This is a genomic window from Bowdeniella massiliensis, assembly GCF_023634005.1.
Taxonomy (GTDB): domain Bacteria; phylum Actinomycetota; class Actinomycetes; order Actinomycetales; family Actinomycetaceae; genus Bowdeniella; species Bowdeniella massiliensis.
The window spans coordinates 143,079-164,994 of the sequence record NZ_JALIQR010000005.1 but is presented as its reverse complement, the minus strand read 5'-3'; the positions used below and the strand labels follow the sequence as shown (position 1 = coordinate 164,994).

The 21,916-nt window shown below is 66.7% G+C and carries 14 protein-coding genes; 11 read left to right on the top strand and 3 right to left on the bottom strand.

Annotated features, from left to right (window positions below; all coding sequences use genetic code 11):
- Positions 1–30: 30 nt before the first annotated feature.
- Both ispG and MUN85_RS04945 read left to right on the top strand, forming a co-directional pair.
- Positions 31–1,173: a flavodoxin-dependent (E)-4-hydroxy-3-methylbut-2-enyl-diphosphate synthase gene (gene ispG / locus MUN85_RS04950; protein WP_092565653.1), complete on the top strand. Its 1,143-nt coding sequence runs from the start codon at positions 31–33 to the stop codon at positions 1,171–1,173.
- A 6-nt stretch (positions 1,174–1,179) separates the two neighbouring features.
- Complete coding sequence (locus MUN85_RS04945) at positions 1,180–2,070, top strand: GNAT family N-acetyltransferase (protein WP_250505650.1); 891 nt, start codon at positions 1,180–1,182, stop codon at positions 2,068–2,070.
- A 54-nt stretch (positions 2,071–2,124) separates the two neighbouring features.
- On the opposite strand, the gene MUN85_RS12675 is transcribed toward MUN85_RS04945, so the two are convergent.
- Complete coding sequence (locus MUN85_RS12675) at positions 2,125–5,505, bottom strand: S8 family serine peptidase (RefSeq protein WP_284500916.1); 3,381 nt, start codon at positions 5,503–5,505, stop codon at positions 2,125–2,127.
- A gap of 325 nt (positions 5,506–5,830) precedes the next feature.
- Entirely contained in the window at positions 5,831–9,487 is a 3,657-nt protein-coding gene (locus MUN85_RS04930; protein ID WP_250505649.1) for a S8 family serine peptidase, read from the bottom strand.
- Between the two features lie 244 nt (positions 9,488–9,731).
- Between MUN85_RS04930 and MUN85_RS04925 the strand changes: the two genes are divergently transcribed.
- Genes MUN85_RS04925 through MUN85_RS04915 form a run of 3 tightly spaced genes read left to right on the top strand, consistent with a single transcriptional unit; the run spans position 9,732 to position 12,477 of the window.
- Complete coding sequence (locus tag MUN85_RS04925; protein ID WP_250505648.1) at positions 9,732–10,130, top strand: hypothetical protein; 399 nt, start codon at positions 9,732–9,734, stop codon at positions 10,128–10,130.
- 9 nt (positions 10,131–10,139) lie between these two features.
- A complete protein-coding gene (locus tag MUN85_RS04920) occupies positions 10,140–11,936 on the top strand; it encodes a proline--tRNA ligase (protein WP_250505647.1) in 1,797 nt (598 codons plus the stop codon).
- On the top strand, positions 11,920–12,477 hold the full coding sequence (locus MUN85_RS04915; protein WP_250505646.1) for a DUF488 domain-containing protein: 558 nt from the start codon (positions 11,920–11,922) through the stop codon (positions 12,475–12,477). The genes MUN85_RS04920 and MUN85_RS04915 overlap by 17 nt, the downstream gene beginning before the upstream one ends.
- Here the strand turns inward: MUN85_RS04915 and MUN85_RS04910 are convergent.
- Entirely contained in the window at positions 12,474–13,283 is an 810-nt protein-coding gene (locus tag MUN85_RS04910; protein WP_250505645.1) for a hypothetical protein, read from the bottom strand. The genes MUN85_RS04915 and MUN85_RS04910 overlap by 4 nt on opposite strands.
- A gap of 122 nt (positions 13,284–13,405) precedes the next feature.
- Between MUN85_RS04910 and rimP the strand changes: the two genes are divergently transcribed.
- From rimP to MUN85_RS04885, 6 genes are all read left to right on the top strand, one after another.
- The gene (rimP, locus tag MUN85_RS04905; protein WP_250505644.1) at positions 13,406–13,864 is read left to right on the top strand and encodes a ribosome maturation factor RimP; all 459 of its coding nucleotides are present in this window, start codon (positions 13,406–13,408) and stop codon (positions 13,862–13,864) included.
- A 76-nt stretch (positions 13,865–13,940) separates the two neighbouring features.
- Positions 13,941–14,915 (top strand): transcription termination factor NusA, encoded by a 975-nt coding sequence (gene nusA, locus MUN85_RS04900; protein ID WP_250505643.1) that lies wholly within the window; start codon positions 13,941–13,943, stop codon positions 14,913–14,915.
- A 35-nt stretch (positions 14,916–14,950) separates the two neighbouring features.
- Positions 14,951–15,235, top strand: a complete 285-nt coding sequence (locus MUN85_RS13045; protein WP_092565673.1) for a YlxR family protein — start codon at positions 14,951–14,953, stop codon at positions 15,233–15,235.
- A 135-nt stretch (positions 15,236–15,370) separates the two neighbouring features.
- Entirely contained in the window at positions 15,371–18,202 is a 2,832-nt protein-coding gene (gene infB, locus MUN85_RS04895; protein WP_250505642.1) for a translation initiation factor IF-2, read from the top strand.
- A gap of 397 nt (positions 18,203–18,599) precedes the next feature.
- Positions 18,600–20,015 carry an SLC13 family permease gene (locus MUN85_RS04890; protein ID WP_250505641.1) on the top strand — a complete coding sequence of 472 codons (1,416 nt, stop codon included), beginning with the start codon at positions 18,600–18,602 and terminating at the stop codon, positions 20,013–20,015.
- On the top strand, positions 20,012–21,916 hold the full coding sequence (locus tag MUN85_RS04885; protein ID WP_250505640.1) for a sensor histidine kinase: 1,905 nt from the start codon (positions 20,012–20,014) through the stop codon (positions 21,914–21,916). Before MUN85_RS04890 ends, MUN85_RS04885 begins: the two co-directional genes overlap by 4 nt.

Sequence of the window (21,916 nt, the reverse complement as noted above, 5' to 3'; positions counted from 1 at the left end):
AGGGCTGTGACTACTCCGATCTCACTAGGCATGCCCCAGGTTAAGGAAGCCCCGCCCGTCCTCGCGCAGCGGCGCCCGACCCGCAAGATTAAGGTGGGCTCCGTCGAGGTCGGCGGCGATGCCCCCATCTCGGTGCAATCGATGACGACGACGAAGACGACGGACATCGGCGCCACCTTGCAGCAAATCGCCGAGCTGACCGCCGCCGGCTGCGATATCGTGCGCGTCGCCTGCCCGAGCGCCGACGATGCCGAAGCGCTGCCGATCATCGCTCGCAAGTCGACGATCCCCGTCATCGCCGATATCCACTTCCAGCCGCGCTACGTCTTTGCCGCGATCGAGGGCGGCTGCGCGGCCGTGCGCGTGAACCCCGGTAATATCCGCAAGTTCGACGATCAGGTCAAGGAGATCGCCCAGGCTGCGAAGGACCACGGCACCTCCATCCGTATCGGCGTCAACGCCGGCTCGCTGGATCCGCGCCTGCTGGAAAAGTACGGCTCGGCCACGCCCGAGGCCCTCGTCGAATCCGCCGTGTGGGAAGCCTCGCTGTTCGAGGAACACGATTTTCACGACTTCAAGATCTCGGTCAAGCACCACGACCCGGTCGTCATGGTGCAGGCCTACGAGATGCTCTCCGAGCGTGGCGATTGGCCGCTGCACCTCGGCGTGACGGAGGCCGGTCCGGCCTTCCAGGGCACGATCAAGTCCGCCGTCGCCTTCGGCGCGCTGCTGTCCAAGGGCATTGGCGACACGATCCGCGTCTCGCTGTCGGCGCCGCCGGTCGAGGAGGTCAAGGTCGGCATCCAGATCCTGCAGTCGCTGAACCTTAGGCCAAAGAAGCTCGAGATCGTCTCCTGCCCCTCCTGCGGCCGCGCCCAGGTCGATGTCTATAAGCTCGCCGACGAGGTCACCGAAGGCCTGAAGGACGTCACCGTGCCGCTGCGCGTCGCCGTCATGGGCTGCATCGTCAACGGCCCGGGCGAGGCCCGCGAAGCCGATCTCGGCGTCGCCTCCGGTAACGGCAAGGGCCAGATCTTCGTCAAGGGCGAGGTCATCAAGACGGTTCCCGAGGCTGAGATCGTGCAGACCCTCATCGCCGAAGCCCAGCGCATCGCCGAACAGATGGAAGCCGAAGGGCACGCCTCCGGCGAACCGACCGTCGCCGTAAAGTAAGCCGCCGTGCTGCAGCGGTGGACGCGACGCGGCGGGAGCCGAGGCCCCCAGATCCGGCCGGTCACGGCCCAAGACGTGGCGCTGCGCCACGCCGTCATCGAGCTGTGCGAAGCCGAACCCGTCACGGGGGTGATGATGCGTCGCCACGTCGATGCGATGGGTCGGCGCTCGGCAGCCTACGGCCAGCTCTATGCCCGAGTGCAGCAAACCGAGCGGGGACCGCGGGTGGATGCAGCCCTGTGGTCGGGCGCGAACCTCATCGCGCTCGGCGATCAAGACGCCCTTAATGATTTTGCGAAGCTGGCCGCGAGCCAGGGCCGGCGCTGCTCCTCGATCGTGGGGCATCTCGGCCACGTCACCGGGCTTTGGGAGCACCTGCGCGATGTATGGTCGCCACCGCGCGAAGAGCGCCTGGACCAGCCCGTCCTCGTCAAACGCCAGCCTTCAAGCGTCGCGCCCGATCCGCGGCTGCGCTTCGCCACCGTGGCCGATACCGAGGCGATCGTCCCAGCCGCGATCGCGATGTACACCGAGGAAGTGGGCTATGACCCGCGGCGTTTTGGTGCGGGCTACGAGCACCACATCCGCTCCCAGATCCGCGCGGGCCGCACCTTCGTCATTACCGAGGACGATACGCCCGGCTCGCCCGTGGTCTTCACCGCCGAGGTAGGGGTGCTGGCGGGCGACGTCGCGCAGATTCACGGCGTGTGGGTCGATCCACGCCTGCGGGGGCGCGGCATCGGTTCGGCGGCGATGGCCGGGGTGTGCGAGCTGACGACCGCCCACCTCGCCTCGACGGTGAGCCTGTACGTCAACTCCTATAACGCGCCGGCGATGCGAATCTATCAGCGCACCGGCTTCGAACAGGTCGCCACCTTCGCGACGATTTTGTTCTAGAGACGACAAAGGCGGCCGACACGATCTCAATCGTGCCGGCCGCCTTCGTATCGGCTACTTGATCTTCAGGTTCAGAAGTTCAGCTTGGTTGCCGACCTTGTTGTGGAAGTGGAAGTAGAGCACGTCCTGCTTGTCGTCTCCACCCTGGGCGTTCAGCGCGTTGGGGCGCGGGTTTTCGGGGAAGACCTTGAACGGGATCGGCTCGCCATCAGCGCTCACGTCGATCCCCGTCACACCGAGGTTGGATCCGAAGGAGATGCGGGGCTTAGCCGCGTTGTACTCAAAGACCACGGCGTCGGTCTCACCGGAGGCGAGGCCTTCTTCCTGGCTGGCCGAGGCGTACCAGGAGTTACCGATCGCGCGGATCGTCAGCGGCAGGTCGCCACCAGCGATCTCGGCCGGCGTGAAGCCGACCGCGGTCAGATCGAACGGCAGCGCCATGATGGAGCTATCGAACGTGTTCGTATCGAAGGCGCCACCCGGCAGCTGGTTGACGAAGGAGATGCCGGTATTGCGGCCCGTCAGGGCGTTAAACACGGCGACGATCGTCACGTCCGAACCATCCAGGCGCATGGCCTCAACCGAGTACGGCACGCCCTTGGCGACGACCTGCAGCGACAGGTAGCCGGGCGCGGCCGGGGAAATCGGCCAGGCGCCGTAGGTCTCCAGACCCACGATGACCTGCGCGTCCTTCGCGATCTCTTCCGGCGTACCGGTCAGTTCCTTGACGTTGGAGCGGACACCGACGCGCTTGATGTCGGTGGACTTCAGCAGCTCCGCGTATTCCGCGTCGGCCTCATCCACGACCTTCTCCGGCGAGGACGCCACGAACTCCAGCGGCAGGGCAGCCGGGAAGAAGTCGTTAACGACGCCGTCGTAGGCGCTCGGGTAGCTGAAGGACTTGCCGTTAGCGGTCAGAGTGCCTTCGTTCGTCTTCTTATCGAGCTTGGCCTTCGCCTTCAGGTTGGCAACGGGCTTGACCGCGGCCGAGACGGGCAGGCGCAGCTCACCGCCCTCGGGAGCGCCGCTGCCCTTGGCAACGAGACGTCCCGTCGGGGTGGAAATGAACTCGCGCAGCAGCTCGACGCCGCCCAGGGCGGCCACCGTCTGCGACAACTCCATCGTCGGGTCGATGACCTTGGAGAAGTTCTTCGGGTTGATCCTGAGCTTGACCGAAACCTCGACCTGGCCGCCGGCGGGCACCGAAACCTTCGCGGGCGTCACGGTGTAGGTGACGCCGGGAACCTTGGTGGCCTCGACGTAGGACAGGTTGAGGGCAGCGGCCTTATCGCCGGTGTTCTGGATCGTCACCTTGCGCTGGGCGTTGAAGGTGTTGTCAGCGAACTCGACGGCACCGAAGTTCACCGAAGCAAGCTGCGGGTTGGCCGAATCGAACATCACGATGTGGTTATCCACGCCCGCCTTGGCATCGACGCGGCCGGCGCCAACGCGCTGCGGCCCGAAGACACCCTTATCGGAGGTGATGTCGTGGAAAGCGGTGTTCATGACGCCGGCCTTGAGCTGAACGGCGTTCCACTCCGGGTGCGCCTGCTTAACCAGCGCCGTCACGCCCGCGACGTGCGGAGTGGCCATCGAGGTGCCCGTGAGGGTAAGCGGGCCATTGCCGCTACCGACGCCCGCGGAGACGATCTGGGTGCCGGGGGCAGCCACATCGGGCTTGACGTGGCCGAAGGAACCGTGCACGCCGCGCGAGGACGATGGGTTCAGCTTGTCAGCGTTGTTCGCGTCGAACTCGCGGATGGCGCTGATGCCGTCCTTGGTGAAGGTAACCGAGACTGGTCCGGCGGCCAGCGCCGCTTCGACCTTGGCGGTGTTATCGGCCGTGAGCTGGAAGCCCGGAATCGTGGCGTTGCCCGCGATGCCCGAGGTGAACTCGTTGACCGAGGACTTCAGCACGACGCCGATGCCGCCAGCGTTTTCCACGTTGTTGAATCGGGCGGCTGAGCCGCAGGCGAGGGCAGGCGTGTCGATCCAGTCGATCAGCACGGCCTTGCCGGCAACCTTCGCGGCGTCCTCAGCCGACAGCGGCTGGCAGGCCTCGGAGTTCGCGCCGGTCAGGGCAACAACGTCCTGCGGGCCGACGACGTCCGAGGGCCACTCGTAGTTCACCGAGTACTGGCCGGCGAGCTTTTCTTCCGACCCGTTCAGGTTAAACGTGGCCGCGTCGAAGTAGGACACGCCATTGGTGGAGTTCGCCACTGTCAGCGAGGAGGTCGCATTGCCGGGGGAGCCGCCAACGTCATACAGGTCGCCCGCGTTACCGGAGGCGACGACGGAGACGATGCCGCGCTCTTCAAACAGCGCGTCGACGATGAGGTTTTCGGGATCTCCCGCGGGGGCGTAGTTGCCGCCGAGGCTCATGTTGACGACGTCTACCTTGGGCCACTTGTAGGAACCGTCATCGTTCTTGGCGAGCAGTTCATCGAGGGCAGCCGGCACGTAGCCGGTCGAGCCCGCGCAGCCGAAGACCTTGAACGCGAGGATCTGGGCTTCGGGCGCCGAGCCCGGAGCAACCTTGAAGGTGTTGAGATCCTCGGCGGTGAGCGCCGAGTAGTCACCCGTGAAGGTCTCGCCTTCTGCGGTGACGCCCATGCCAGCGGCTGTGCCGGCCACGTGCGTGCCGTGGCCTCCCGCGCGGCTGATGCGCGGATCCGCGTTACACACGTCGGGATCGATGTCGATGGGGTTGGGGTCCGGGACCGCAACGCGCGAGCCGAGAGAACCGGAGGGGGAGTACTTCTCACCGACGAAGTCCCAGCCGCCGATGACGTTGCCGATGGGCCATTCGGGGGCGACGGTGCGCGCGGCCTCGTCGCGGTAGGGCGTGTAGTCGCCCGAGCCACCGAAGGTCTTATGGGTGAAGTCGACGCCGGAGTCGATAACGGCGATAGTGACGTCCTTACCCGTGGCGCCCGAGTACTGCCAGGCATCCAGGGCACGCGTCAGCTGGTTGCTGCCAGCATTTGACGGGGTGCGCAGCGTCAGGGGACGAATCGCCACCACGTCATCACGCTCGGCGAGCTTGGTCAGCGCTTCCGAATCGGCCTGGACCGCGAAGCCGGAGATAGCGTTCGTCGTCGTGTACAGGACTTCGGCGCTGGAATCGGTCAGGGCACCGGCAACTTCCTTCGCCTTATCTTCGACTTTCTTCTTTGCCACGGAGGCCTTTTCGCCCGCGTCCGTCGCATCCACAACAGTGCGGGCCGCGACCTGCACGAAGGCATAGACGCGGCCCTTATCGAGATTGGAGACGATTTTGTCCGAGGGGGAGATCTTTGCTGCAGCAACCGCCGCCTTGAGCTCCGAGATATCCGGATTCGGCGAGGGAACAGCTGCGACGGGCGCGGTAAGCGATAACGCGACGGCAATACCGGCGGGAATCGCAACCGCACGACGGTGGTATCTACCTGGCATCGGCAGTCCTACCGTGAAGGGATCTAACTTCAGGGGTGTCGAGGGTCACTCGACTCTGGACATCCTACGATCAAAAATGTCGCCCGTCATGTACCAGATCACCTCGCCATGAAGCCGCAAGGCGGAATCGTTACCATTTCGTCACCTAATAGCCGGGATCTGCGCCACACTCTTTCCGCATCATCACGCGGATCTTTCTCGTTTAGCTCTTCTTGACTGCCAGTTTAGAAGAGCTAAAAAATTCCTCCCCGAAATTCGGCATGTCGGCAACGCCAACGGGCCGGGTCCCACCGTGGTGGAACCCGGCCCGTGGGGCTCGGATCGGTTAGGCCGTCCGGCGTCGGATCAGCAGCGCGCCGCCGCCGAGCAGGACGAGCGCAAGGAATCCTGCGCCCAGCACCTCGCCGCCGGTAATCGGCAGTCCGGGCTTACCGGGGTTCGTCGGCTTGGCCGTCGGCTCATCGGTGGGGGACTGCGTCGGAGTCTCAGTGGGCTCTTCCGTGGGCTCCTCAGTCGGAGTCTCGGTGGGCTCCTCAGTCGGAGTCTCGGTGGGCTCTTCCGTCGGCTCTTCCGTCGGAGTCTCGGTGGGCTCTTCCGTCGGCTCGGTTGCCGCCTTCAGCGCCAACAGTTCGGCCTGCTCGCCGACCTCGTTGTGGAGGTGGAAGTAGAGCACGTCGTGCTTGTCGTCGCCCTCCTGCGCGTTCTTCGCGACGGGACGCTTGGCGTCCGGATCGAGCGTGTAGGCAATGGCTTCCCCGTCGAGGTTCAGATCCACGCCCTTGACGCCGAGGTTGGAGGCAAACGAGATGCGCGGCTTGCCAGCGTTGTACTCGAATGTGACCGCGTCGGTCTCGCCAGCGGCCAGGCCCTCGTCGGGCTTTTCCGCGGCGTACCAGGAGTTACCGACCGCGGTGATGGTCAGCGGCAGATCACCGGCGGCGATCTCCTCCGGCGTGAATCCGACGGCGGTGAGCTCGAACGGCAGCGCCATGACAGCGCTATCGAAGGTGTTCGTATCGAAGGCGCCGCCGGGCACCTGGTTGACGAAGGACAGTCCGGTGTTCTTACCCGCGTCGTCGAAGACCGCGACGACGGCGACATCGGAGCCTTCCAGGCGCATGGCCTGGACCGAGTAGGTCTTGCCCTTAGCCTGGACCTTCAGCGAGAGGTAGCCGGGGGCGGCCGGGGAGATCGGCCAGGCGGCGTAGGTCTCCAGACCGACGAGCACCTGGGCTTCCTTGGCGATCTCCTCCGGGGTGCCGGTCAACTGCTTGACATTACTCAGGACGCCAACGCGCTTGATGTCGGTGGACTTCAACACCTCGGCGTATGGCTCCTCTTCGGCGGAGACCTTCTTCTCCGGGGAGGAGGCGACGAACTCCAGCGGCAGTGCCACGGGCACAAACGCGTTGACCTTGCCCGGGTAGGCGCTGTCGTGAGCGAAGGTTTCGCCGGTGGCGCTCAGCGTGCCGGTGTTCTTGTCCGCGTCGAAGTCGGACTTCGCGGTGAGGGCGGAGGCGGGCTTGACCGTCGCGGAGATCGGCAGGCGCAGTTCGCCGCCCTCGGGAGCGCCGGTGCCCTTGGCAACGAGGCGGCCCGTCGGGGTGGAGATGAACTCGCGCAGGAACTTCGCGCCGCCTAGGGCTGCGACTTCCTGCTCGAGCGGCATCGTCGGGTCGATGACCTTGGCGAAGCGCTTCGGATCGATCGCGATCGTCACCGTTGCTTCCACCTGGCCACCTGCCGGGACGTTGACCGCGGCCGGGGAGACCGAATATGTCACGCCAGGAACCTTGGTGGCCTCGAGGTAGGAGAGCTTCAGGGCTGCGGCCTTATCGCCCGTGTTCTGGATCGTGACCTTGCGATCGGCAGTGAAGCCGGCCGCCGGGAACTCGACGATTCCGAAGTTCACCGAGGCGAGAGCCGAGGCCTGCGAATCGAACATCACGATGTGGTTGTCCACGCCGGCCTTGGCATCGACGCGGCCGGCGCCAACGCGCTGCGGCCCGTAGGCGCCCTTGTCGGAGGTGATGTCGTGGAAGGCGGTGTTCATGACGCCGGCCTTGAGCTGGATTGCGTTCCACTCCGGGTGCGCCTGCTTGACCAGCGCCGTCACGCCCGCGACGTGCGGGGTCGCCATCGAGGTGCCGGTCATGGCAGTCGGGCCGTTGCCGCTACCGACCGCGGCCGAGACAATCTGAGTGCCGGGGGCTGCCACGTCGGGCTTGACGATGCCGAAGGAGCCGTGCACGCCGCGCGAGGACGAGGAGTTGAGCTTGTCGGCGTTGTTCGCGTCGAATTCGCGGATCGCGCTGATGCCGTCCTTGGTAAAGGTAACCGAGACCGGTCCCGCGTCCAGCGCCGCTTCGACCTTGGCGGAGTTATCGGCGGTGAGCTGGAAACCAGGCAGGGCCTTATTACCGGCGATGCCTGAGGTGAACTCGTTGACCGAGGACTTCAGCACGACGCCTGCGGCGCCAGCGGCCTCGAGGTTGTTGAATCGGGCGGCCGATCCGCACTTCAGCGAGGGGGCCTCGACCCAGTCGATCAGCGCGGCCTTGTCCTTGACCTTTTCCGCATCCTCGGCCGACAGCGGCTCGCACGCCTCGGAGTTGTCTCCGGTCAGGGCGACAACCTCCTTCGGGCCCACCGCTTCGGAGGTCCACTCGTAGCTCACCGAGTACTGGCCGGCGAGCTTTTCTTCCGTGCCACCCAGGTCGAAGGTCGCCGAGTCGAAGTAGGACACGCCATTGGTGGAGTTCGCTACCGTCAGCGCTGACGCGGCGTTGCCCGGGGAGCCGCCGATGTCGTACTGGTCGCCGTCATTGCCGGAAGCGACGACGGAGACGATGCCGCGCTCCTTGAACAGGGCATCGACGATGAGGTTTTCGGGATCGCCAGCCGGCGCGTAGGTGCCGCCGAGGCTCATGTTGACGATGTCGACCTTGGGCCACTTATAGGAGCCGTCGTCGTTCTTGGCGAGGAGCTCATCGAGAGCAGCCGGCACGTAGCCGGTGGATCCCGCGCAGCCGAACACCTTGAATGCGAGGATGTTGGCTTCCGGTGCTGAGCCCGGGGCGACCTGGAAGCCGGCCAGATCCTCGTCGCTCAGGGCGGCGTACTCGCCGGTGAAGGTGGTGCCATCGGCATTGACGCCCTTGCCAGCAGCGGTTCCGGCCACGTGCGTACCGTGGCCGCCTGAGCGGCGGATCTTCGGGTCAGCGGTGCAGACCTCGGGGGCGATGTCGATGGGGTTCGGGTCCGGGACCGCGACGCGCGAGCCGAGAGAACCGGAGGGGGAGTAGTCCTCACCGACGAAGTCCCAGCCGCCGATGACGTTGCCGATCGGCCACGTCGGCTTCGCGGTGCGAGCTGCCGCATCGCGGTAGGGGCTGTAGTCGCCCGAGCCACCGAAGGTCTTATGGGTGAAGTCGACGCCGGAGTCGATGACGGCGATCGTCACGTCCTTACCGGTCGCGCCGGAGTACTTCCAAGCCTGCAGCGCCTTCGTGAGCTGGTTCGTCCCGCCGTTGGACGGCGTGCGGAGCGTCAGAGGGCGGATCGCGATGACGTCATCGCGCTGGGCAAGCTTGGTCAGGGCTTCCGCATCGGCCTCAACCGCGAAACCGGAGATGGCGTTCGTCGTCGTGTACATAACGGTCGCCTTGGGATCGGCAATGGCATCGGCGACGGCCGACGTCATGGCCTCGACGCGCTTCTTAGCGGTCGAGGGTGCCACGCCATCATCACTGGCCGTGACAACACTGGGGGCCGCGACCTGCACGAAGGCGGTAACGCGGCCCTTTTCTAGCGGAGAGACGATCTTGGCGGACGGACTCGGAGAGGTCTTTTTGACGGCGGCGCTGAGCTCGGCGACATCGGGATTCGGCGAGGGAGCGGCGACGACGGGTGCAGTGAGCGAAAACGCAACGGCAAGACCCGCGGGAATCGCCACCGCACGCCGGGAGAATCTACCTGGCATCGGCAGTCCTATCGTGAGGAGAAATTACAACATGGTGTCGAGGGTCACTCGATGGGGTTACGCTACGCGACGCTTTCCACCCCCATAAGGGGTGCCCATATGTGTGTCGTCTCGCGGAAAGCTGAAGGGTTGACAGCGGCCGCGAGGGGTCACTCACCCAACAGCTGTCGCTGAATCTTGCTAATTATTGTTGCGATAAAGGATTCTCAACTCGAGGGTCTGGGAAGACCAGTAAGGTGGCGCTATGAATGCGACGACACGCCCTACTGACGCTGAGACCAAGGCCCTTGTTTTCTCGGTTCTGGCTGGCTTAACCGACCTTGCATGCGGCATCGTCGCCCCAGAATATGTGAGACTTATCTCAGGTTCGCGTGCGCTTTCCGGACGCGCCGAACGTGCAACTGATGCTCCTCTCGCTCGAGAGCTCGCCCCCACCTACCACCTGGACGGCGCCCACGTGTCCTGGCGCGGTGACCTAGCGACGATTCGTGGCGAAGTGAGCACGCGGCACGCCGACGGCCGCGTCGAGCACAGCGCGCTCCACATGAGTGCGCGCCACGACGGATCCTGGCACGTGCAGTCGTTTTCATTGCGCCCGGCCGCCGGCGCACAGCGAGAACCGTCTGCCGATCTTTTTAGGTAAGGTCAAACCGTGATCACTCGACTGACAACACTCTTCCTTCGCACGCTGCGCGAAACCCCCGCCGATGCGGAAGTCACGAGCCACCAGTTGCTCGTGCGCGCCGGATATATTCGCCGGGCCGCCCCGGGCATTTACACGTGGCTGCCGCTGGGCCTGAAGGTTCTGCGCAAGGTCGAGGCCATCGTGCGCGAAGAAATGGATGCGATCGGCGGCCAGGAAGTGCACTTCCCGGCGCTGCTGCCGGCCGAGCCCTACCAGGCGACCAACCGCTGGGTCGAATACGGCCCCAACCTGTTCCGCCTGCGCGATCGCCGCGATAACGACTACCTCCTTGCTCCCACGCACGAGGAGATGTTCACCCTGGCCGTGAAGGACCTGTACTCCTCTTATAAAGACCTGCCAGCGATCATCTACCAGATCCAAACGAAATACCGCGACGAAGCGCGCCCGCGCGCGGGCCTCATTCGCGCCCGTGAGTTCATCATGAAGGACTCCTATTCCTTCGACGTCGAAGACTCCGGCCTCGATGAGTCCTACGCCAAGCACCGCGAAGCCTACGAAAAGATCTTCCAGCGCCTCGGCCTCGACTACGTCATCTGCGCGGCCATGAGCGGCGCGATGGGTGGTTCAAAGTCCGAAGAGTTCCTCTTCCCGACGGCGATCGGCGAAGACACCTTCGTGCGCTCGCCCGGTGGTTACACCGCCAATGCCGAGGCCGTCGAGACGCCGGTGCCCGCCGACGTCGATTTTTCCAGCGTGCCCGAGCCGAGCCAGATCCATACCCCGGGCGCCAAGACGATCGCGACGCTGGTATCCGGACTGGAGACCGAAGCTCCCCGCGAACAGGGCTGGAGTGCGGCCGATACGCTCAAGCACGTCGTGCTCAAGGTCAGCCACCCCACCGATGGCGACTCCCTGCTCGTTATTGGCCTGCCCGGTGACCGCGACGTCGACCTGAAGCGTGTGGAGGCGGCACTCAGCCCCGCCGAGGTCGAACCCGCCAGCGAGGACGACTTCAAGGCATACCCCGAGCTTGTTCCCGGCTTCATCGGCACCCGCCACATCGGCCCCCAGGGCCGCAAGGACGCCGACGGCAACTCGCTCATCACCTACCTCATGGACGCGCGCGTGCCGTACGGCTCCGCCTGGGCGACGGGCGGCGACGAAGATGGCTACCACACGATCAACAACGTGTTCGGCCGCGAGTTCGAGGTCGACGGCCGCATCGAGGCCGCCGAGATCCGCGCGGGCGATCCTGCCCCCGACGGCTCCGGGGAGCTCGAACTCGCCCGCGGTATCGAGATCGGACACATTTTCCAGCTTGGCCGCAAGTATGCCGAAGCGCTGGGGCTGAGCGTCCTCGATGAGAACGGCAAATCGCGCATCGTGACGATGGGCTCCTACGGCATCGGTGTCTCGCGCATTCTCGCGGCACTCGCCGAGGAATACCACGACGAGCACGGCCTGACCTGGCCGATCCAGGTGGCGCCCGCCCACGTGCACATCGTCGCCACCGGTAAGGACCCGGCGATCTTTGAGGCCGCGGCCCAGCTCGCCGAGGACCTCGACGACGCCGAGTTCGACGTCATCTACGACGATCGCCTCAAAGTCTCCGCCGGCGTGAAGTTCGCCGACGCAGAGCTGCTCGGCGTGCCGAACATCCTCGTCGTCGGGCGCGGCCTTGCCGATGGTGTCGTCGAACTGCGCAACCGCGCGACCGGCGAGTCCCGCGAGATCGAGATTGACGGTGCTTCGCAGGCCATCGCCGACGAGCTCACCGCCCAGCTCCTTGACGCCGGAGCCTAAGGCGCGACTCCTCACGTGCGGCCACGGCCGGCTCACCGCAGCCGGCCTGGCCGCGCTCCTCACATCGGCGGGCGTCACCCAACTGGTTGACGTCCGGCGCTTTCCGCACTCGCGGCACAATCCGGACGCGCAGGGCGAGGCCATCGCCCGCATGTGCGCCGAGCACGCCATTGCCTATCGCTGGGATGAGCGCCTCGGCGGCCGGCGACACCTGAACCGTGAGGCGGATGCGCGCTCGCCGGATACGTGGTGGCAGGTCGCCTCGTTTCGCGCCTACGCCGCCCACACCCGCACCCCCGAATTCGCCGACGCGATGAACGAACTCCTCGCCGAGGCCCCTCGCGGGCGCGTCGCGATCATGTGCTCGGAGACGGTATGGTGGCGCTGCCATCGCCGCCTCATCGCCGACGTCACCGAGCTCAGCTTCGGTGTCGGCGTCGTCCACCTGCTACCCGGCAACCGGCGCGAGGCGCACCGCATCAGCGACGGCGCGCGTCTCCTACCCGAGGGCGGCCTCGTATGGGATGGTAGCGGCGCCTAGCCGGCCAACCAGCTCGCGGGGACCTCAATCTTCGCGGTCGCGAGCTGCCGCGTCGCCTCAGTCAAATAGCTCATGACCGCGCCGCGCTCGGCCACCGCCAGATCGGGCAGGGCGCCCGCGACTGCCGCGGCGCTGCGCTGGATAATCTCAGCGCGCGAGAGCTGTTCCGTGACATACGTCGACGGCGGTCGCACCCCGCTCACGCCGCTTGCTTGCGGCGCCGCGACGGCCGCGCGATAACTGCGGGCCAGCGTCACGGACTCCTTGTCACCGGAGCGCGCGCCGAGCGCCTCCAGCTGCCATGCACCCCAGTCGAGGGCTTCCACGACGGCGGCCGACGTCGTCCACCGCCCGCTGCCCCAATCCGGCAGCTCGACGGGGGCATCCTCGGCGCTGAATTCGGCGAGCAACGCGGGCAGCATGCCCGCGGCGACGACTCCGCTCGACGTGTCCTCGTCCGCCAGCTGCTTTAGGGCCGTTGCTGCGGCGGTGCGCTGCGCAATCGCTTGCTCACTCGTCGTCACGGGCGGAATCGCCGGGGGAGTGGGCAGTGCCTCGCACTCCTGCTCGCTCGCGTCCGTCGGGCATGCCTGCCACACGCCGCCCACGAGCTCGACGCGAGTGCGGTAGCGGTCAGCGGCCTGCTCATCGCCGAGCGCCTCCGGGTTCGCCTCGGCCAGCGCCTGCAGTGCGATCGCGGCCTCCTGGCGCAGGGTCTCCTCCGCGCTCGGGGGCTCGGGCGTCGGTGCGGGCGTATCGAAGCGCAGCGCGCACCCGCCGAGCAGTAACGCGCAGCCCAAGGCCACTAGCAGAAGTCGCAGTCGTTGCACCTCTTTAGGGTGCCACAGCCGCCGCCGCGGCGGAAAAATCCGCCGCGCGCGTCCTGGTAGCATGGCGAGCGATACAACTACACATGGAGGGTTGTCAGATGGCCGACCAACGCGAAACCGACCTGCTACGCCACCTCACCCCGCTTGGCCAAGCGCACGGACTGCTGCTCGAAGACGTCAAAGTCGTGTCCGCCGGCAAGAAATCCGTCCTCCGTGTCACCGTCGATCTGCCCGACGGTCCCGGCAGCGTCGATTCGGAAAAACTCACCGAGCTCTCCCGCGAAATCTCGAGCTACCTCGACGAGCACGACCCGCTGCCCGGAACCTACACGCTGGAAGTGACGACGGCGGGCGCCACCCGGACCCTTTCCACGCCCCGGCATTTCCGCCGCACCGAGGGCCACGAGATCGAATTCGTGCACGACGGCACCAAGCTCCTTGGCCGCGTCATCGACGCCTCCGATGAGGATCAGACCGTCACGCTGCGCATCGGCGAAGACGACGTGGTCCTACCCATCGAGCAGGTGCGCAAAGCGCGCATTCGGCTCGCACTCTAAGAGGCCGCGCCCCGCGCGCGCCCACCAACATCAAGCTATGGCCACACCCGGCATCGGGTGAGATAAGGAGACGATTGTGGATATCGACATGAGTGCGCTCAAGCTCGTGGGAAGCGAGCTGGAGATCTCGCTGGATGTCCTCATTTCGGCGATCGAAGAAGCCCTGTTGACCGCCTACCACCACCTGCCCGATTCCGTACGCGGTGCCCGGATCGATATCGATCGTCGCACCGGGACCGTGACGGTGTGGGCACCGGAGTACGACAATGAGGGTACGATCATCGGCGAGTTCGAGCACACGCCCGAGGGCTTTGGCCGCATCGCGGCCCAGACCGCCCGTTCGGTCATCGTGCAGCGGCTGCGCGACGCCGAGGATCAGCAGGTCCTTGGCAACTACAAGGACAAGGCCGGCCAGCTCGTCTCCGGCGTCGTCCAGCACGATCACCGCACCCGCCACATTTCTATCGACCTCGGCGACGTCGAGGCGATCCTGCCCGAACACGAGCAGGTGCCCGGCGAAACCTACGAGCACGGCGAGCGCCTGCGCGCCTACGTGGTGGAGGTCGGCCGCGGCCGCAAGGGCCCGCAGATCATCGTCTCTCGCACCCACCCCGAGTTCGTGCGCGGCCTCTTCGCCCACGAGTGCCCCGAGGTGGCCAAGGGCGACGTCACGATCACCTCGATTGCGCGGGAAGCCGGGCGTCGCTCCAAGATCGCGGTGAAGTCCAACGTGGCGGGCCTGAACGCCAAGGGAGCCTGCATCGGCCCGATGGGTCAGCGCGCCCGGGCCGTCATGAGCGAACTGCGTAACGAGAAGATCGACATCGTCGACTACAGTGACGATCCCGCCGAGTTCGTAGCTGCCGCGCTGTCCCCGGCGAAGGTTTCCCAGGTCATCATCGACGAAGGAGCCCACCGGGCAATCGCGATCGTGCCGGATTACCAGCTCTCGCTCGCGATCGGCAAGGAGGGGCAAAACGCCCGCCTCGCCCACCGATTGACCGGGTGGAAGCTCGATATCCGCTCGGATGCGGAGCCCGCCGGGCAGTGAGTCCGCTCACGCAACGGGGCTCTTCGCGCATTTGAATGCGGCGAAACTGCGCCCCAGGCGTTAGGGTGGATCCGGTGAATGATGAGATCGGCACGCCGTTGCGTACCTGCGTCGGCTGTCGGCAACGTTCACCACGTGATCGCCTCATTCGGTTCGTTGTGCGTTCGGGCACGGCTTGTTATGACCCCCAAGCCAGTGCACCGGGACGCGGAGCCTGGTTGCATCCGGATGAGACGTGTCGAGCGGCGGCGCTAAAAAATGGCGGATTCAACCGCGCATTCAAAACGCGCATTACGTCGGTCGAGACGATCAACCAGTAAGACTGGTCCAATGTGGACCACCAACGAGGAAAGCGGGTTGGAAGCCGATGGGCACCCGATGAGTACCCAGCGATGAGCTGCCAGCACAACTAGCGGTCTGTTTCCTGTGCGGGAACGGACCCGGACAGGAGAATTGTGGCAAAGTTGCGTGTCCACGAGCTCGCCAAAGAGCTCGGTGTCGACAGCAAGACCGTGCTCGCGAAGCTAAGCGAGCTCGGAGAATTCGTCAAAACAGCGTCCTCGACGGTCGAGGCACCCGTAGCCAAGCGCGTACGCGATGCCTTCCCGAAAAAGGACGAGGCTGAGAAGGACGCCCCGGCAGCTAAGCCGAAGGCCGCCCCCAAGCCAACGGCCGGCGCGAAGCCCGGCCCAGCAAAGAAGAGCGAACCGGCCGAAGAGGCCGAATCGGCGGCGCCGAGCCCGAAGCCCGCGCCCAAGCGCCCGGCGGCTCCGACGCCGGCCGACGTTACCGGCCAGTCTGCTCCGGCCCCCGAGGCGCCCAAGCCCGCGGCCGAAGCACCCAAGGCGGAGTCGAGCTCACCGGAGTTCCAGGCACCCAAGCCCGGTGCCCGCGCACCGCGCCCCCAGGCACCCAAGCCCGGCGGCCAGCGTGGCGGCGGCGGTCCGCGTCCCGGTAATAACCCGTTCAGCTCCTCGCAGGGCATGGCCCGTCCGGGTCAGCGCGGCGGGGGCCAGCGTGGCGGCGGCGGTCCGCGTCCCGGCAATAACCCGTTCAGCTCCTCTCAGGGCATGCCCCGTCCGGGCGGCTCGGGCGGTCCCCGTCCCGGGCAGCGTCCCGGTGGCGCGCGGCCGGCTCCCGGCCCCCGCCCCGGTGGCGGCGGTGGCCCACGTCCGAACCCGGGCATGATGCCCGATCGCTCGGCCGTCTCGCGCCCGGGTGCCTCCGGACGTCAGGGCGGTGGCGGCGGCGGCCGTGGTGGCCGCGGTCGTGGCGGCGGCCCCGGCGGCGCTGGTGGTCCCGGCGGTGGCGGCGGCTTCGGTCCTCCCCGCGGTGGTCGCGGTGGTCGCGGCTCGACGCAGGGCGCCTTCGGGCGCGGCGGCGGGCGCGTGCGTGGCCGGAAGTCCAAGCGCGCGAAGCGGCAAGAATTCGAGCAGCAGTCAGCGCCGTCGATCGGCGGCGTCCAGATCCCGCGCGGCGATGGTACGACCGAGATTCGGATCCGCGCCGGTGCCTCGCTCACCGACTTCGCCGACAAGATCAACGTTAATCCCGCATCGCTCGTCACGGTGATGTTCCACCTCGGCGAGATGGTGACGGCCACGCAGTCCGTCGACGAGGACACCTTCCAGGCCCTCGGCGCCGAACTCGGCTATGTCGTGAAGATCGTCTCGCCCGAAGACGAGGATCGTGAGCTGCTGGAAGCCTTCGATATCGACCTCGACGCGGAAGCGGCCGAGGAAAAGGGCGAGAATCTGCCCAAGCGCCCACCGGTTGTCACCGTCATGGGCCACGTCGATCACGGCAAGACGAAGCTGCTGGATGCTATCCGCCAGACCAACGTCGTGGCAGGCGAAGCCGGCGGCATCACCCAGCACATCGGCGCCTACCAGGTCCGCGTCCCGCACGAGGGCCACGAAGAAACGATCACGTTCATCGATACCCCGGGCCACGAGGCGTTCACCGCCATGCGTGCCCGTGGTGCCGAAGTCACCGATATCGCGATCCTCGTGGTCGCGGCCGATGACGGCGTCATGCCGCAGACGGTCGAAGCGATCAACCACGCGCAGGCGGCCGGCGTGCCGATCGTCGTCGCGATTAACAAGATCGACCGCGAGGAAGCGAACCCTGACAAGATCAAGGGCCAGCTCACCGAGTACGGACTCGTGCCGGAAGAATACGGCGGCGAGACGATGTGTATCGAGGTCTCTGCTAAGCAGCGCCTGAACATCGACAGCCTCCTGGAGGCCGTCCTGCTCACCGACGAAGCCGCGCTCGAACTCACGGCCAACCCGGACAAGGACGCGCGCGGTGTCGCCATCGAAGCCAACCTTGACCGCGGCCGCGGTTCGGTTGCGACGGTACTCGTGCAGTCCGGCACCCTGCATGTCGGCGATTCGATCGTCGCGGGCACAGCGTTTGGTCGCGTCCGTGCGATGTTCGATGAGTACGGCGAGAACGTCGACGAGGCGGGCCCGTCCCGCCCGGTCCAGGTGATCGGCCTGACGAGCGTGCCGCGCGCCGGCGACACCTTCCTGGTAGCGCCCGATGACCGCACCGCCCGTCAGATCGCTGACAAGCGTGAGGCCGCTGAGCGTGCCGCGCAGCTGGCCAAGCGCCGCAAGCGCATCTCGCTGGAGGACTTCGATGCCGCCCTGAAGGAAGGCAAGGTCGAAACCCTCAACCTCATCCTCAAGGGCGACGTCTCCGGTGCCGTCGAGGCACTGGAAGACTCCTTGCTCAAGATCGATGTTGGCGAAGAAGTCCAGCTGCGGATCATCCACCGCGGAGTCGGTGCGATCACGCAGAACGACGTCAACCTCGCGACCGTCGACAACGCGGTCATCGTCGGCTTCAACGTCCGCCCCGCCGAACGCGTGGGCGAACTGGCCGACGCCGAGGGCGTGGAGATCAAGTACTACTCGGTCATCTACGCGGCGATCGAGGACATCGAAAACGCGATGAAGGGCATGCTCAAGCCGATTTACGAAGAGGCGCAGCTGGGAACGGCGGAAATCCGCCAGATCTTCCGCTCCTCCAAGTTCGGCAACATCGCGGGCTCCATCGTTCGCTCCGGCATCATCAAGCGCGGCAGCCATGCCCGCTTGCTGCGCGACGGCATCGTCGTAGCCGACAACCTCAAGATCGAGTCGCTGCGTCGTGAAAAGGACGACGTGACCGAGGTCCGCGAGGGCTTCGAGTGCGGTATTGGCCTTGGCAACATCAAGGACATCGCCGAAGGCGACACCATCGAGACGTGGGAGATGCGCGAAAAGAAGCGCGACTAACCACGCAGTCGACGCGGGCCGGTATTTCCATTGCGGAAATGCCGGCCCGTGCCATATCCTGACCTGTTTGCCGCTGACACGCGGAGCGTAAAACAGGGGGAAACCGTGCAGCTTTCAGCTACAACCGTCCCGGTGCCGGGACGCCGTACCGGCGATGCCGCCACCGACGCAGCCCTCGCGCGCTATGACTCGATGGGCGTGTCTGTGCGCCGTCGAATTCCTCGTCGGTGAACCACGAAGTCGCCATGACGCGGCCGGCGGCTGCCGGCCGAGCGCTCGGGCCGAAGGGCCCGAAGCGAGCGCGCCCGCCCGCCTAGAATGAGGAACGTGGCCGCGCCCAGGTGGCGCGCGCCAGCCGGACAGTGCAGCCCGGCCGAACCTTAGCCACGGAGACCTGATGCCCGCATCAGCACACACTCGCCCCGTCGTCCGTCTTGAGCGCCCGAACAAGGTCCAGCTCACCGGCATCGTCCTCGGGGTCCTCGCCTTCCTTGTGCCCTTTGTCGTCGACATCCCCGGGCTGGCGCCCGAGGGCGAGCGGATGCTCTCGATCTTCCTGCTCGCGATCGTCTTTTGGGTGACCGAGGCGATCCCGCTCGTCGCGACGGCCGTGCTCGTCATCCTCTTCGAGGTGCTGCTCATCTCCTCCGCGGCGCTCCTGCCGGTGGGGGAGCAGGCCCTCGGTGCGAAGGCCTATTTTGCGGCACTCGCCGACCCGGTCATCATCCTGTTCCTCGGCGGGTTTTTGCTCGCCGACGGGGCCGCGAAATTCGGCCTTGACCGCAACCTCGCGGCCGTCATGCTCAAGCCGTTCCAGGGCTCCGGCCGGATGACGGTGCTGGGGCTCATGGGGATTACGGCCGCGCTGTCGATGTTCATGTCGAATACGGCGACGACGGCGACGATGTTTGCCGTCGTCATTCCCATCCTCGCGGTGATGTCCGACGCGAAGGCGCGCGCTGGGCTCGCGCTGTCGATCCCCGTCGCGGCCAATATTGGCGGCATGGGGACTCCCGTCGGGACACCGCCGAACGCGATCGCGCTCGGCGCGCTCGCCTCCCACGGCATCCAGATCTCCTTTCTGAAATGGATGATGCTCGCCGTCCCGCTCATGCTCATCGTGCTCGCGATCGGCTGGTTCGTCATCGTCACGTTCTTCATCCCCAAGGGCACGAACCTTGAGCTGGCGCTGCGCAGCAACTTCGATCGCTCCGCGCCCGCGCGCATCTACTACGTCGTCGCAGGCCTGACCGTCGCGCTGTGGATGACCGAGCCGCTGCACGGCATCAACTCCAACGTCGTCGGATTCATCCCCGTCGCGATCCTGCTCGCGACGCAGGTCATGACGGGCGATGACCTGAAAATGCTGCAATGGCCCGTGCTCTGGCTCGTCTCCGGCGGCATCGCGCTCGGGGTAGGCGTGGGCGCTTCGGGCCTGGATGAATGGCTGCTCGGCTCGGTGAACTGGACCGCGATGAGCGTGACGGGGCTGATCGTCGTCCTCGCGGCGATGGGGCTCGGCATGTCCAACGTCATCAGCCACTCGGCCGCGGCCAACCTCCTCATTCCGCTGGCGCTCGGGCTCGGCTCCGCGATCGCGCTCGACATCGCTCAGGTGGGCGTCATCATCGCGCTCGCGTGTTCGCTTGGCATGTCGCTACCGATCTCCACGCCGCCGAATGCGATCGCCTATGCCACGGGCGAGGTCCCCACGAAGTACATGGCGCTCATTGGCATCATCGTTGGGCTTGCCGGCGCGGTGCTGCTCGCCTTCGTCATGCCCTGGTTCTGGACGACGCTGGGCCTCCTATGACCGATCGCATCCGGCCGCTTAGGGTCGTCGTCGTTGGGCACGGTGAGCTCGCCGACGACGTCGCCGCCGAGCTGCGCGCCGTCGTCGATGAGGCGACCATCGTCTCGACCTATCCCGACGTGGCGGCGGTGCGCGCCGAGCTGCCGGGCGACCGCGAGGTGCCGCTGCTCGTCATCCTGCCCGGGCTCGGGCCGGCCGATCAGCGCATCGATGCGCTCGCGGCGATGGAGCAGCTCGCGGGGGCGCGAGTGCTGCTGCTGACCTCGCCGGGCGATCACGCCGACGTCGCGCGCGCCGTGGACTCCGGCACCGTTGACGCGTTCGTCGCGCTGCCGATGACGAGCGGATTCTTGGGCCAGCATGCCTCCTCGCAGATCGCGCGCTGGCTGCGTCTGCACCACCCCGGCGCGCTCGCCGTGCTCGAGGAGCAGGACCAGGCCGCCAGCGCGGATTCGCCCAAGTCCGAGCTGCTGCGCGATATTGAGGCCTCCAGCCACGTCGTGGAAGGCGAACTCGTCGCCGCGATCGAGCGGGCGCTCGGGCCGCGGCCGCGCCTGCACCTGCCGGTCGGGGTGCGCCTGACCCGCCAGGGCCGGAGCGTCGACGGCGTTTTCGTCGTGCTCTCCGGCCGAGTCGCGCTCACCCGGCACACCGAGGCCGAGGACCTCCTGCTGCATCACGCCTCGACGGGGCCCGTCGTCGGGCTGCTGAGCCTATCGCGCTCCCAAAAGGCGTTCTTTACCGCGACGACGACCACCGACGTCGTCGTCATCCACCTCTCGATCGAGCAGCTTGATCGTGCCCTCGCCCTCGATGCCGAAGTGGGCGCGGCGCTCGCGGCCGTCGCGATCCGCGGGTTTGCGGCGCGGTTGCTGCGCAGCGAGCAGCTGCAGGTCGAGCGCAATGACCTCAACATCGCGCTGGAAAAGGAGCGCGCCCAACTGGCCAGCGCCCTCAGCCAGCTGGAGGCGGCGCGCCTGGAGCTCATCGCGCAGGCGCGCTTTGCCACGCTCGGCGAGCTATCGGCCGGCCTCGCCCACGAGCTCAACAACCCCGTCGCGGCCCTGACCCGCAGCGCCGATCACCTCGCCGATGACCTCGACACGCTGCTCGCCAGCCACCCGGACGGCGCCGCCCTCACCGCGACGATCACCGCCGCCCGTACCCGCGCCCCGCGCTCGACCGCCGAGGAACGCCGCCTGCGCCGCGCGCTCGAAAAGCTCACCGACGCCGCCACGGCCTGGCGCCTGGTGACGGCGGGCATCGCCGATGAGGCCGCCGCGCGCGCAGTCCTTGCCGAGGGCCCCGCCGCCGTCGACCGCTTCGAACTCGCCAGCCGTATCGGCGCCCAGCTGCGCGGCATCACCGTCGCCACCCGCCGCATCACGACCCTCGTCACCTCGCTGCGCTCCTACGCGCGGCCGGACGAGGAAATCCTGCCGGCGATCGATCTCGCCGAAACGCTGGACGACACCCTGCACCTTGTCTCGCACCGCCTGCGCGATATCGAGATCGTGCGCGATTACACCGCCCGCAGCCGCGTGCCCGGCCACCCCTCCCAGCTCGGCCAGGTCTGGACGAACGTGCTCGTCAACGCGGGCGAGGCGCTCGCCGAACACCGCCCGCAAGGCGGCGGCGTCATCACCATCACCGTGGCCGACGCCCCCGACGATCGCGTCTGCGTCACGATTGCCGATAACGGCCCGGGCATCGATCCGGACGTCCTGCCGCAGGTCTTCCAACCCCATTTCACGACGAAACACGGCACCGTGCGCTTCGGCCTCGGCATGGGGCTCGGCCTCGCTGCCCACATCGTCAACGAACACGCCGGCTCGATCGATATCGACTCGCAGCCCGGCGCCACGAGCGTCACCGTCTGCCTACCCACAACAAAGGAGTAA

What these genes read in the sequence shown, in the direction of transcription:
- ispG (WP_092565653.1), top strand. Translation starts at nt 31, where the DNA reads ATGCCCCAGGTTAAGGAAGCCCCGCCCGTCCTCGCGCAGCGGCGCCCG.
- MUN85_RS04930 (WP_250505649.1), bottom strand. Translation starts at nt 9,487, where the DNA reads ATGCCAGGTAGATTCTCCCGGCGTGCGGTGGCGATTCCCGCGGGTCTT.
- MUN85_RS13045 (WP_092565673.1), top strand. Translation starts at nt 14,951, where the DNA reads ATGCGGCGAAACTGCGCCCCAGGCGTTAGGGTGGATCCGGTGAATGAT.
- rimP (WP_250505644.1), top strand. Translation starts at nt 13,406, where the DNA reads ATGGCCGACCAACGCGAAACCGACCTGCTACGCCACCTCACCCCGCTT.
- MUN85_RS04925 (WP_250505648.1), top strand. Translation starts at nt 9,732, where the DNA reads ATGAATGCGACGACACGCCCTACTGACGCTGAGACCAAGGCCCTTGTT.
- MUN85_RS04885 (WP_250505640.1), top strand. Translation starts at nt 20,012, where the DNA reads ATGACCGATCGCATCCGGCCGCTTAGGGTCGTCGTCGTTGGGCACGGT.
- MUN85_RS04890 (WP_250505641.1), top strand. Translation starts at nt 18,600, where the DNA reads ATGCCCGCATCAGCACACACTCGCCCCGTCGTCCGTCTTGAGCGCCCG.
- MUN85_RS12675 (WP_284500916.1), bottom strand. Translation starts at nt 5,505, where the DNA reads ATGCCAGGTAGATACCACCGTCGTGCGGTTGCGATTCCCGCCGGTATT.